Below are 12,742 nucleotides of genomic sequence, written 5' to 3' on the forward strand. Positions count from 1 at the left end.
TAAGGGCCGAAATCCGGTGTGGACCCTGTCGCGGGACGGCTCCGTCCTCCGCCCTTGGTCGTAGGACCGCCGGGGCCGAACATGAACGGAGTGTGGCAGTCGTATGGCGCGGCGGCCCGCACCCTTGAGCCCCCGCCCGCCCCGGGCCTAACGTCGAGGCATCGCACCACCGCAGGACCGTGTGCCCGAGAGGCTCAGGGGCTCGACTGCAACTCGAGTTACACCGGTTCGAATCCGGTCACGGTCTCCACGGACGAACCGCCCGCCCCCGCGTCCGGGGGCGGGCGGTTCGTCGTTCTCGCAGGTCAGGAGCTGGACACCGGGTCCGCCTCGCGGCTCTCCGCGACCGGCTCCGGCCGGCTGCCGCGCGCCCTGCGCACCGCGTACGCGACGAGGACGACGGCCAGGCTGCCGAGGCTGGTGAAGAGCTGCGTGCGCTGGTCGGCGATCACGGCCATGGCCACCAGCACGGCCGCGAATCCGGCCATGACGACCCAGGTCAGATACGGGAAGAGCCACATGCGCAGGGTCAGCCGCTCGGGCGCCTCGCGCTCCAGCCTCCGCCGCATGCGCAGTTGGGACACCCCGATCATCAGGTACATGAAGATGGCGATCGCGCCGGAGGAGTTCACCAGGTAGGTGAAGACGGTGTCCGGGGAGAGGTAGGCCAGCAGCACCGAGATCCAGCCGACCACGGTCCCGGCGAGGATCGCGCGGGCCGGGACCTGGCGCTTGTTGGTCGCCACGAGCCAGGTGGGGGCGTCGCCGTGGGTGGCGAGCGCGCGCAGCATCCGCGAGGAGACGTAGACCGAGGAGTTGAGCACGCTCAGGACGGCCGTGAGGATCACGACGTCCATCACGACGCCGGCGCCCGGCAGCCCGATGATCTTCCAGGCGGCGACGTACGGGCTGGCCAGGACCTTGGCGCTGTCCCAGGGCACGATCGTGACGACCAGGACGATGGAGCCGACGTAGAAGAGGATGATCCGCCAGATGATCCCGGTGGTGGCACGTGCCACCGAGCGTTCGGGCTCCTTGCTCTCGGCGGCGGCGATGGTGACGATCTCGGCCCCGCCGAAGGCGAAGATGACCACGACGATCGCGGAGAAGATCGCGGTGAACCCGTTGGGCGCGAAGCCGCCGTGGGCGGTGAGGTTGGAGAAGTCGAAGGAGGCGCCCGGCCAGGCGCCGAAGACGTAGAGTCCGCCGACGATCAGGAAGGCCACGATCGCGGCGACCTTCACCGAGGAGAACCAGAACTCGAACTCGCCGAAGGACTTCACGGAGAGCAGGTTGGTCGCGGTCATCACGACCATCAGGCCCATGGCGAGGACCCAGAGCGGCAGATCGAGCCAGGCGTGCAGGATGGCCGCGCCCGCGACGGCCTCCACGGCCACGATGATCACGTAGTAGTACCAGTACAGCCAGCCGATGGTGAAGCCCGCCCACGGCCCGATCGCCGTGCGCGCGTAGTCGGCGAAGGAGCCGGCGGACGGTTTGGCCACGACCATCTCGCCGAGCATCCGCATGGTGCACAGCACGAGCGCGCCGGCCAGGCAGTAGGAGACGATCGCCGCCGGGCCCGCGGTCTTGATGACCGAGCCGCTGCCCACGAACAGTCCGGCGCCGATCGCGCCGCCGATCGCGATCATCGACATGTGGCGGTTGCGCAGCGAGCGGCTGAGCGGCGGTTGCGGGCTCCGCGGTTCCTTCTGCGGTACGGGAGAAGACATGGCACAGCTCCAGTCGGGGGCAATGTCGTGCAAGGGGGGTGGGATCCGCTCGGGCGGGTGCGGGCACGCCGTCGGGAGGGCGGCGGCCCGGAGGGGGTGCGGGCCGCCGGGAGGGGTCCGGCTCAGGTCCAGTCGCCCTCGCGACCGCCGCCGATCACCCAGCTGAGGGCGCGGAAGCGGCGCAGGGCCGTGAGGGCGTCGGGGGTGGTGACGCGGACGGTGCGGGGGCCGGACCGTTCGACTCCGGACAGGGCGCACGCGCGGTCCGCGAGGTGGGGACTGTCCACGTCGGTCTCGACCACGTGCGGCGCGGGGCGCCGGGTGGGGCGGGGCGGGGGCGCCGCGAGCGCGGCGGCGGCCTCGCGGCGGATGTCGGCCGCCGTGACGGCCGGGGTGCGGCAGACGGCGGCGTGCCGCGAGATCGCCCGTTTGACGGCGACGGTCCGGCAGCCGGGTGCGTAGGCGGCGGCCTCGCGGCAGGTGAGGTCGTCGCCGGTGACGAGGACGACCGGGACGCCGGCCTCGGCGGCGACCAGGGCGTTGAACGCGCCCTCGCTGACGGGTTCGCCGTCGATGCGGACGCCGGTGATGCTGTGCGAGAGGTAGGTGTGGGCGAGGACGCCCTCGTCGCCGGCGCCGGTGTGGTAGCCGACGAACGCCAGCGCGTCGATGCCCTCCTCCAGGCCCTCCAGCATGCCGAGCGGCTTCTGCCGGCCGACGATCAGCACCGCGCGCGGGTCGAGTTCCTCGATGAGGACGTTGTCCATGCCGCAGTGGGCGTCGTTGACGACGATCTCGTCGGCGCCCGCCTCGGCGAACCCGGCGACAGCGGCGTTCACGTCCTGGGTGAGCAGCCGGCGGAACCGCTCGTAGCGCGGGGTTCCCGCGGCGACGTCGGCCGGCGAGACCGTTCCCGTCGCCCCTTCCATGTCGGCGGATATGAGGACACGCGTCACTCCGCCACCTCCTTCGTCGTTCCGTGCTCCGGGCCGTCCGCGCACAGGGCCACCAGGGCGTCGGCGTGGGCCAGGCCGCTCTCCTCGACGACCTCGCGCACGCTCTGGGCCTCGCGGATCAGGGCGAGCCGCACCTGTCCGTCCGCATTCGTGCGATAGCCGTACACAGCGGGCCTGGGCAGGGAATTGTAGGAGAAGTGCGATGAGAAGTAGTACGCCCCGGTGTCGTACAGCGCCACCACGTCCCCGGGCTCGATCACCGGGAGCTCGCGGGCGGTGGCGGTGAGGTCCCCGGCGAAGCAGCAGGGGCCCGCGATGTCGACGACCTCGGTGGGGCCCTCCTTGGGTCGGCCGGCTCCGTCGAAGACGCCGACGCGCAGGGGCCAGGACTCGGGCATGAACACGGTACGGGTGGCCACCTGGGCCCCCGCGTGGGTGACGGCGATCCGCCGGCCGCCGGCGGACTTGGTGTATTCGACGACCGAGCCGATGGTGCCGCTCTTCGCGAGCAGTGAGCGGCCGAACTCGGTGACGAGGGTGTAGCGGCCGTCGAAGAGCCCGGGGACGGCGGCGCGCAGCGCGGCGACGTAGTCGGCGTAGGTGGGGCGGTCGTCGTCGTCGGAGAAGTTGACCGGCAGGCCGCCGCCGATGTCCAGGCCGGTGATCCGGGCGTGCCCCAGCCGTCCGTTGACGCGCTCGGCGAGGTCGTACGCGGCACCGATGCCCTGGGCGATCAGCGGGAGCGGGCAGCCCTGCGAGCCGACGTGGGCGTGCAGCCGGTTGAGCCACCGGTGGCGTACGAAGGCGTCGATCACGGCGTCCTCGGCCCCGGGGTCGCGCAGCGCGACGCCGAACTTGCTCGTCGCCGTGGCCGTGCTCATCGCCCCGATGGCGCCCGCGCCGACCTGGGGGTTGACGCGCAGTCCGATGGGGCCGGACGGTTCGCGGCCGGCGAGCAGGCGGTCGACGCGCTCCAGCTCCTGGAAGTTGTCCAGGTTGATCGCGATGCCGTGCTCCAGGGCGAACTCCAGCTCCTCGACGGTCTTCGCGGGGCTGTCGAAGACCAGCCGGTCCGGGGTGAAGCCGGCCGCCAGCGCCTGCTCCAGCTCGCCGGGCGAGGCCACCTCGCAGCCCATGCCGGCCTCGGCGAGCAGCCGCAGGACCGGCACCAGTCCGCAGGCCTTGGCGGCGAAGGTGTGCTGGACGGCGGCCGGCCCCTCGAACGCCTCGTTCAGCGCGTCGACGGCCGCCAGGACGCCGTCGACGTCGAGCAGGCCGACGAGGGGCGCGCCGGGGCCGAGCAGTCCCTCCCCGACCGCGCGGGAGAGGGCCGCGTCACGGGCGCGCTCGCGCGGGGAGACCGAAGGGGAAGACACCTGAACCACACTCCTGAGTACCGGGGCCGCTCCTGCACCGCCGCACGTCGGCGGCGGGGGAATGTGCTCAGCTTCGGCGCGGAAGACCCGGTCTGTCTTCGTCGGGCACGACCAGTCCCGGCGGGTTCCTCCGTGCAGCCGGACAACTACGTGATCATGATTCGGCCGGGCGGCGGGACAGGCGCAGGCCCAGGTCGGCCAGGAGCCGTACGGCCGGGTCGGACAGGTCCACGCCGAACAGCTCGCGCGCCCGGCGCAGCCGGTACCGCAGCGTGTTGGGGTGCACGGTGAGCCGCCGGGCGGCCCCGGCCGCGTCGCCGAAGGCGTCGAGATAGGCCGCGACGGACTCGCCGAACGAGGAGCCGTGCGCCGCGTCGTGCGCCAGCATCGCGTGCACCGGCCCCTCCCCCCGTGCCCACAGCGGCTCCACCCGGTCGAGCAGCCGCAGCACCGTCGCCTCGGCCGCCACCTCCTCGTACGAGGCCACCGCCGATCCGGCCTCCGGACGGCGCCCGGCCCGCTCCCGCAGGACCCGCACCACCAGCTCCGCCGCCTCGCGGGAGTCCGGCAGCTCCGCCACGTCCGCCACCACCGGTCCGGCCCCGGCGAGGACCGCTCCGCGCGGCACCGAGCGGGCGGTCGCCAGCAGCGTGCGCGCGGGGTCCGCCTCGCCGTCCGCGGCCGGCACCAGCACGTACAGCCGCCGTCCCGAGCGGGCGGTCACACAGCCGGGGCGGTAGGCGGCGGCCTGGAGCGCGAGCACGTCGAGGACCCGGTCCTCCGGGGCCTCGGGGACCGTCTCCTCCCCCGGCGGCCCGGGGTGGGCCTCCGCGACCATCACCGCGTGGCGCCGGCCCCGGACGATTCCGACGTCGTGGGCCGCACGGACGCTGCCGGCCAGCAGCGCGAGCACGGTCTCCTCACGGGCGCGGGCCGCGGCCCGGCCCCAGGTGCGGTGGTGCGACAGATGGGGGACGGCGGCACGTGCGGCCGTGCGCAGGGCCGCCGCCGCGTCCCCGGCCAGCGGCCGTCCGTCGGCGGCGGCCCAGATCGAGCCGAGGACCTCGGAGCCGTGCCGCACCGCGACCGCCAGCCGTTCGGCGTAGCGCCCGTCGGCGGGCAGGCGCACCACGTCGTCGGTGTTCCACAGGGTCCGGAAGAAGCCGCTCTCGCGGAGTTCGACGACCCGCCAGCGGGGCACCTCCTGGCCGAGGATCGTCAGCCGGCGCATCGGGTCGGGTTCGTGGTCCATGCGCGAGTACGCGAGGACGCGGGACTGCGGGTCCTCGATCGTGATCGCTCCCCCGACGAGGTCCGCCACGGTGTTGGCCAGGCCGGACAGATCGCCCAGCCGCAGTCCGGCCACCCCGGCCGCGTCGCCGGAGCGGTCCGGGACGCTGTGCACCAGGGCCGTCCGCAACTGGCCGAGCAGTTCGGTCCAGCCCTGTCCGGGCCGCAGGGTCAGCAGGGCGGTGCGCCCCCGCTCCGCCGCCTCCACGAGCGAGGCCCGGGGACCCCGGCCGCCGCGCCGCACGACCACGGCCGCCGCCCCCGCCCGGTCCGCGGCGCGCAGCACGTCGGCGGCTTCCGGCGACCCGGCCTCGACGCCCACGGCCAGCAGGACCAGTCCGGTGGCCGCCCAGGAGTCCTCGTCCCGGTCCTCCCCGGCGTCGTGCAGCACCACGTCCAGGGCGGGCACGGCGGTGGTGAGCGGGGCCGCGACGACGTCGAGCGTGCCCGGGGCGATCAGGGCGAGGAGCTGGGCCAGGGTCGCCCCCTGGCCCGGACCGTCCGTTGCGCGGATGTGCATGCTCCCATCATCGCCGCACGGGCGACGGTGCGGCGATGACGGGGAAGGTCAGCCCTTGGGGGGCGTCACGACCGCCGCCTGCGGACGGATCGGGAGGCGGTTGACCGGGCGGCCGGTGGCGGCCCGGACCGCCGCCGCGACGGCCGCGGGCGAGGTGACGACGGGGACGGCGGAGGCGGGTTTGGCGCCGAAGGGGGCGACCACGTCGCGTTCCTCGACCAGCTTGACGATGCGGATCTCGGGGACGTCCAGCGCCGTCGGCAGCGCGTACCCGGTCAGGTCCGGGTGGCGGACCAGACCGCGGGCGGTGCGCAGGTTCTCCGTCAGCGCCGCGCCGATGCCCTGGGTGACGCCCGCCTCGATCCGGGCGGCCAGCTGGGCGGGGTTGAGGACCCGCCCGACGTCCTGGGCGAGGGCCATCTCGACGACCCGGACGGAGCCGATCTCGATGTCGACGTCCACCACCGCGCGGACGGCGCAGAACGCCATGCCGACGAAGGCGTCGCCCTGGCCGGACTCGTCCAGCGGTTCGGTGGGGTGCGGGCGGCACTGGGCGGTGGCCCACAGTTCCTTGCCGTCCATCGCCTCGGTGACGGTGGTGGAGAGCACCCCGTCGTACGAGGTGATCTTGCCGTCGGCGATCTGGAGCAGTTCGGTGGACATGCCGAACTTGTGGGCCAGCGGCTGGAGCAGCTGGGTGCGGACCATCTTCGCGGCGCGTTCGACCGCTCCGGCGGAGACCCAGGTGTGGCGGCCGTGCGTCGCCGCGCCCGCCGGGGGCTGGTCGGTGTCGACGGCGGCGACGTGCACCTCCTCGATGCCCAGGGTCTCCTGAACCACCTGGCGGGCCAGCGTGGAGAAGCCCTGGCCGGTCTCGACGGCGGCGCAGATGACGGTGGCGACGCCGTCGTGGACCCGGACCGTGGCGGTGGAGACCTCGTCGGCGCCCTCGGCCCCGAGCATGTGGACCATGCCCAGCGCGTAGCCCACGCCGCGCCGCACGGCGCCGGGTTCGCCCGCGCCCTCGGGACCGCCGGGCAGCAGCCAGTCGTCCTCCGGGGAGTCCTTGGGCAGCGAGGGCAGCGGGGCCTCGCGCACGGCGCGCAGCAGTTCGGCGACCGGGGCCGGGCAGGTGACCGTCTGGCCGGTGGGCAGGAGGTCGCCGGTGGCCAGGACGTTGCGCAGCCGCAGCTCGGCCGGGTCGATGCCCAGCTTGGCGGCCAGCTTGTCCATCTGCCCCTCGTAGGCGGCGCAGACCTGCATCGCGCCCTCGCCCCGGACGTGGCCGGAGGGCGGGTTGTTCGTGCGGACCGCCCAGCCCTCGATGAAGGCGTGCGGGACGACGTAGGGCCCGCAGGCGAAGGCGACGGCGGCGGCCAGGGACTCCGAGGAGGCGTCCGCGTAGGCGCCCGCGTCCAGCAGGATCTGGGCCTCGACCTTGACCAGCCGGCCCTCGGCGTCCGCGTGGTGGCGGTAGCGCAGCAGGGTGGGGTGGCGGTGGGCGTGGCCGAGGAAGGACTCCTCGCGGGTGGCGGCCAGCTTGACGGGGCATCCGGTGCGCAGCGCCAGCAGGCCGAGCGGGAGCTGGAAGCCGGGGTCCTCGCGGTCGCCGGTCGCGCCGGGCACCCCGGTGACGACGATCTTCACCCGGTCGGGTTCGAGGCCGAAGCAGGCGGCGGCCAGGTCCCGGTCGGTGTGCGGGTCGGTGGAGGCGGTGTAGATCTCCACGCCGCCGTCGGGGCGGGGCACGGCGAGCCCGGCCTCGGCGCCGATGGGCGCGGGGTCCTGGCGGCCGATCCGGTACAGCCCCTCGACGACGACCTCGCCGGTGGCCTCCGGATCGCCGTAGCGCAGCGGGATGTGGCGGATGAGGTTGCCGTCGGGGTGCAGCGGCTCGGCGGCGAACGCCTTCTCCGGGTCGGTGACCGGTTCCAGGACCTCGTACTGGACGGCGATGGCGGCGGCGGCCAGCCGGGCGGTGTCGGGGTGGTCGGCGGCGACCGCGGCGATCGGCTCGCCGTGGTGGCGGACCAGGTCGGAGGCGAAGACCGGGCGGTCGACGACGCGGCGCCCGTAGGAGCCGTCGCCGGGGACGTCCTCGTGGGTGACCACGGCGCGGACCCCGGGCATGCTCAGGGCGCCGGAGGTGTCGACGGACAGGATGCGGGCGTGCGGGTGCGGGGAGCGCAGCACGGCCGCCCAGAGCAGCCCCTCGGCCCACAGGTCGGCGGCGTAGGGGAAGGTGCCCTCGGTCTTGGCGCGGGCGTCGGCGTGCGGCAGCGAGGAGCCGATGCCGAGCGTGGGGCGCTCGGCGGCCGGGCCGCCGGCCCCGGCCGGGGCCGGGATGCTGATCGCGGTGGGGGTCGCGCCCGCCGCGGTGGCCGCGTCGTTGCTCACGCCATGCCTCCGTCCTGGAGAGGGGCCTGCACACTACCCGCGCCGGGCGGCGCCTGGTGCGGGATGCGGGCCTCGTCCCGGTCGGCGGCCTCCTGCGCGGCGGCCGCCCCGGCCGCGGCCTCGCGGCCGGCGATGACCTCGTTGACGGCGTCGAGGACGCCCCGGTAGCCGGAGCAGCGGCAGAGGTTGCCGCAGAGCGCCCGGCGGGTCTCCAGCTCGCTGGGGGCGTGGTTGCCCTCCAGCAGGTCGTGGACGGTCATGGCCATGCCGGGGATGCAGAAGCCGCACTGGACGGCCCCGCACGCGGCCAGCGCCCGCTGGACGTCGGAGGGTTCGCCGTCGACGGCCAGGCCCTCGACGGTGCGGACCTCGCTGCCCTCCGCGGTGGCCGCCGGGACCAGGCAGGAGGCGACGAGGCGTCCGTCGACCTGGACGTTGCAGGCGCCGCACTCGCCCTGGGAGCAGCCGTCCTTCGCCCCGGCGAGGCCGAGGCGCTCGCGCAGCACGTAGAGCAGCGACTCGCCGATCCAGGCGTCCGTGACCGGCCGGTCGGCGCCGTTGACGTGCAGGACGTAGGAGACGGCCGGGTGCTCGCTGGGCAGATCGGCGGCCGCGGTGAGCGGGGCGTCCGGTCCGGGGGCCGTCGCGTCCGGTGCCGGGGTCCCGTCCGCCTCCGGGAGCGCGGCCGAGCCGTCGGCGGTGTCCGCCTCCGGTGCGGTGCCGGTCTCCGGTGCGGGCGCGGGCTCGCCGGCGGTCCGCCGGTCGGCGTCCTCGGCCAATGGCTGTTCCGGTGCCGGGGGTTCCGCCTCGGCAAAGGCGGCGGACCCGGCCGGGGCGGGCTCGGCGGAGACGGGCTCCACGGAAGGAGAGGGCTCGGCAGAGACGGAGGGGGCGGCGGGGTCGGAGGCGGCGGGCGGCTCGGCGGGGGCGGGCGCCTGCTCCGGGGCCGGGCTCTCGGCCGGGGCGCCGTCCGTCTCGGCGGGGGCGGATTCCGCGACCGGTTCGGGCGCGGCCTCCGGCTCCGGCTCCGGCTGCTGCGTCGCCCACGGGGCGGGGGCACCGCCCGGCAGGGTGGCCGGCGGGGTGCGCTCCGCGTACCAGCCGGCGGCCAGCGCGGAGGCCGAGAACTCCCCGGACTCCTCCGGGAGGTCGCCGCCCGCGACGGGGATCGTCCACTGGCCGGTGTGGCCGGCGGGCTCGGCGGGACCGCCGGCCTCGGTGAAGTTCCAGTGGGCGGTGGCGCCCGGGTCCTCCGCGTACCGCTCGGGCTCCCGCACGGGGTGCGGATAGCCGTACGCCGGCTGCTGGTCCCGCTGGTCCTGCTGGTTCGGGTCGGGCCAGTGCACCGGGGCGGGCGCGGGCTCCGCGCCGGGCTCCGGCTGCGGGGCGGCCCAGCCGCCGGGGGCCGTCGGGTCGACGCCGGGCGCGGGGGTCAGCGGCAGGATCATCGGCGGCACATAGCCCTGGCCGGGCGCGGCGAGCGGAATGTTCGCCAGGTCCTCGGGCGGCAGGTGGACGAAGGCCGTCGCGTCGGCGTCGTACTCGCCGTGCGCGGTCGGCTCCCAGCCCCCGTGCCCCTGTGCGGCGCGGTCCTCGTTGCTCACGACAGTGCCCTCCCCAGCGCGCGTCGGGCCAGTGCGGCGACGGTCCGCCGCAGGTGCAGTACGGCCGGGGGCAGCGGTGGTGCCTCTCCCCCGTCGGCGGGCGGTGCCTGGTCGGGGATGCAGGCCGCGGCGACGTACTCGCCGAAGGCGGCCAGCGCGTCGGCGGCCAGGCCCCGTTCGCCGTCCCAGTCGATCAGCGAGGCGATCCAGCGTTCCGCCTCCAGCGGGCGCAGCGGCATCGGCGCGATGGCGCCGACCGCGCAGCGCACCCCGCGCCGGGCCGGGTCGAGGACGATCGCGACGGAGGCGGTGGCGCGGCCGGGGCCGGTGCGGCCGGTGGCCTTGAGGAAGACCTGCGGGGCGTGCAGGAGCGGCACCCGGACGAAGCCGATCAGCTCGGCGGGCTGGAGCATTTCGCGGCCGGCCAGCAGATGGGAGACCGGGATCTCGCGGCGGGCGCCGCCGGGGCCGGCGATCACCAGCTCGGCCTCCAGGGCGGCCAGGACCGGCAGGGCGTCGCCGGTCGGGGCCGCGGTGGCGATGTTGCCGCCGAGCGTGCCGGCGTTGCGGATCTGCGGGGGGCCCGCGGCGCGCGCGGAGGCGGCGAGCGCGGGGATGAGGGCGGCGAAGTCGGGCCGCCCCATGCGTGCGTGGGTGAGGCCGGCGCCCAGCAGGGCGTGGCCGTCCTGGTAGTGCCAGCCGCGCAGCTCGCTGATCCGGCCGAGGCCGACGAGCCCGGAGGGGCGCAGGAGCCCCTTGTTGACGGCCGCCATCAGGTCCGTTCCGCCTGCCACGGGGACGGCCGCGGGCATGGCGCCGAGGGCCGCCACGGCCTCGTCCAGCGAGGCAGGCAGCATGACGGACTGCGTTGCCTGTGGTGCGTGCATGGTCAACCCAGCTGCCCCTTCCCGGTGTCCCGGCTGTCCCGCCTGTTTCGCCGTACGGTACGTGCTCGAAGCCCGGACGTGGCAACTCTGGCACATCTTCGGACCGGGCCGACGCGAGGGTCCACGAAGGGAGCATCCGTCCCTGACCTGGGGGATGGTCCGCTTTCACCCAGATTCGGAGCGGATGGCGAATTGCCACCCCTGGGCGGTCTTGTACGACTTATACGGGGACATGTGCCGACCGGTACGCGGACCCCGCGCACCCGGCGATCCGGCCTGGAACGGCACCGCCGCCCCCGTCGCGGGGACGGGGGCGGCGGCAACCGGAGTGCGGGCGGACTCACACGTTCGGGGGTGCTCCCTCGATCGGGCGGCCGAGGATCCCGGGGCGCTTCTGCCACGGCAGCGGTCCGGCCGGCGGCCGGTACTCGACCCCCAGTGCGTCCAGGCGCGCATAATGCCCGGCCATCCGGCGCTCGAACTCCGCGAAGTCCCGTTCGTCCGGGGCGGGCAGGGCGGACCAGGCCACCTCGGCGAAGGCCGCCAGGCGCGGGAAGACCTGGTAGTCGACGCGGGAGCGGTTCTGCATGACCTCGGTCCACACATTGGCCTGGGTGCCCAGGACGTGCCGGGCCGCCTCCGGCGACAGCGCCGGCGGAACCGGCTCGAAGCGGTAGACGTCCTCCAGCGTCCGGACGTACCCGATGGGCATCGGCTCGTCGGGGCCGCCGTGCTGACGGTGGTCCAGATACACCTGCTGCTCCGGGCACATCACCACGTCGTGCCCGGCCTCGGCGGCGGCGATCCCGCCCCGGTAGCCGCGCCAGGAGGAGACGGCCGCGCCCTCCGCGAGACCGCCCTCCAGGATCTCGTCCCAGCCGATGAGGCGCCGGCCGCGCGCGGTCAGCCAGGCGTCGAAGTGCCGGATGATCCAGGACTGGAGCTCGTTCTCGTCGGCGAGGCCGAGCTCCTCGATGCGCGCCTGCGCCGTCGGCGACCGCTTCCACTGGTCCTTGGGGCACTCGTCGCCGCCGACGTGGACGAACGGCGAGACGTCCGCCGGGAACAGCTCCAGCAGTTCCTCGAAGACGCCCTCGTAGAACCGCAGGACGGTGTCGGTGGGGGCGAGCACGTTGGGCGTGACGCCCCAGTCGTCCCAGACGGTCAGCGCCGAGGTGTCGATCACATCGGTGTTGCCCAGCTCCGGGTAGGCGGTGATGGCGGCCTGCGAGTGGCCCGGGATGTCGATCTCGGGGACCACCCGGATGTGCCGGGCGGCGGCGTAGGCGACGATCTCGCGGATGTCGTCCTGGGTGTAGTAGCCGCCGTACGGGGTCTCGTCCCACAGCTCGGAGGCGCGGTGGCCGTACTTGGTCCGGGCCCGCCAGGCGCCGACCTCGGTCAGCCGGGGGTGGCGCTTGATCTCGACGCGCCAGCCCTGGTCGTCGCTGAGGTGGAAGTGGAACACGTTGAGCTTGTGGGCGGCCATCAGGTCGAGATAGCGCAGGACGTCGGTCTTGGGCATGAAGTGCCGGGCCACGTCGAGCATCAGCCCGCGCCAGCCGAAGCGGGGGCGGTCCTCGATCACGCAGGCGGGGACGGTCCAGACCCGGTCCGGGTCCACCGGGGCGCGACGGAAGGCGTCCGGGCCGAGCAGTTGGCGGAGCGTCTGGACGCCCCAGTGCAGCCCGGCCGGGGCGGCGGCGGTCAGCGTGACGCCATCCGGGTCCGCCGCGAGCCGGTAGCCCTCCTCGCCCAGGGCGCCCGCGGTGTCCGCGTCGAGGCGGAGCCGGACGGCGGGACCGGCGGTGCCGGGGGCGAGCGGCAGTCCGGTGGCGGCGCCGATCGTGGAGCGCAGCAGCGAGGCGACGCCCCCGGTGCCCTCCGGAGCGTCGAGCACGGTGTCCCGGTCCAGGACGAAGCCGGCCGTGTCGGCGGGGTAGGCGGCGCTCAGCGGCGCCGGGATCGGATGCACCATG

8 protein-coding genes and 1 tRNA gene are annotated in these 12,742 nt (G+C 75.0%); 1 reads left to right on the top strand and 8 read right to left on the bottom strand.

Features of this window, described 5'->3' with window-relative positions:
- Window positions 1-175 precede the first annotated feature (175 nt).
- Window positions 176-250 (top strand) — tRNA-Cys (locus ACWCXC_RS32715).
- A gap of 55 nt (window positions 251-305) precedes the next feature.
- Here ACWCXC_RS32715 and ACWCXC_RS32720 read toward each other — a convergent pair.
- The 8 genes from ACWCXC_RS32720 to ACWCXC_RS32755 all read right to left on the bottom strand — a co-directional run bounded on the left by ACWCXC_RS32720 (window position 306) and on the right by ACWCXC_RS32755 (window position 12,741).
- Window positions 306-1,733, bottom strand: a complete 1,428-nt coding sequence (locus ACWCXC_RS32720; protein WP_450682920.1) for an amino acid permease — start codon at window positions 1,731-1,733, stop codon at window positions 306-308.
- 122 nt (window positions 1,734-1,855) lie between these two features.
- On the bottom strand, window positions 1,856-2,689 hold the full coding sequence (locus ACWCXC_RS32725) for a M55 family metallopeptidase (protein ID WP_450682921.1): 834 nt from the start codon (window positions 2,687-2,689) through the stop codon (window positions 1,856-1,858).
- Window positions 2,686-4,065, bottom strand: a complete 1,380-nt coding sequence (locus ACWCXC_RS32730; protein ID WP_450891389.1) for a diaminopimelate decarboxylase — start codon at window positions 4,063-4,065, stop codon at window positions 2,686-2,688. Before ACWCXC_RS32730 ends, ACWCXC_RS32725 begins: the two co-directional genes overlap by 4 nt.
- Window positions 4,066-4,219: 154 nt before the next feature.
- The gene (locus ACWCXC_RS32735) at window positions 4,220-5,875 is read right to left on the bottom strand and encodes a PucR family transcriptional regulator (RefSeq protein ID WP_450891390.1); all 1,656 of its coding nucleotides are present in this window, start codon (window positions 5,873-5,875) and stop codon (window positions 4,220-4,222) included.
- Window positions 5,876-5,923: 48 nt separating this feature from the next.
- The gene (locus tag ACWCXC_RS32740; RefSeq protein WP_450682924.1) at window positions 5,924-8,272 is read right to left on the bottom strand and encodes a xanthine dehydrogenase family protein molybdopterin-binding subunit; all 2,349 of its coding nucleotides are present in this window, start codon (window positions 8,270-8,272) and stop codon (window positions 5,924-5,926) included.
- Complete coding sequence (locus ACWCXC_RS32745) at window positions 8,269-9,876, bottom strand: 2Fe-2S iron-sulfur cluster-binding protein (RefSeq protein ID WP_450891391.1); 1,608 nt, start codon at window positions 9,874-9,876, stop codon at window positions 8,269-8,271. Before ACWCXC_RS32745 ends, ACWCXC_RS32740 begins: the two co-directional genes overlap by 4 nt.
- Entirely contained in the window at window positions 9,873-10,769 is an 897-nt protein-coding gene (locus ACWCXC_RS32750; protein WP_450682926.1) for an FAD binding domain-containing protein, read from the bottom strand. The genes ACWCXC_RS32745 and ACWCXC_RS32750 overlap by 4 nt, the downstream gene beginning before the upstream one ends.
- A 334-nt stretch (window positions 10,770-11,103) precedes the next feature.
- Complete coding sequence (locus ACWCXC_RS32755; protein WP_450682927.1) at window positions 11,104-12,741, bottom strand: beta-N-acetylhexosaminidase; 1,638 nt, start codon at window positions 12,739-12,741, stop codon at window positions 11,104-11,106.
- Window position 12,742 lies beyond the last annotated feature (1 nt).

It is taken from the genome of Streptomyces sp. NPDC001515 (assembly GCF_053597115.1).

Excerpts from the sequence above, each read along its gene's own strand:
- ACWCXC_RS32735 (WP_450891390.1), bottom strand. The coding sequence starts at position 5,875 with ATGCACATCCGCGCAACGGACGGTCCGGGCCAGGGGGCGACCCTGGCC.
- ACWCXC_RS32720 (WP_450682920.1), bottom strand. The coding sequence starts at position 1,733 with ATGTCTTCTCCCGTACCGCAGAAGGAACCGCGGAGCCCGCAACCGCCG.
- ACWCXC_RS32755 (WP_450682927.1), bottom strand. The coding sequence starts at position 12,741 with ATGGTGCATCCGATCCCGGCGCCGCTGAGCGCCGCCTACCCCGCCGAC.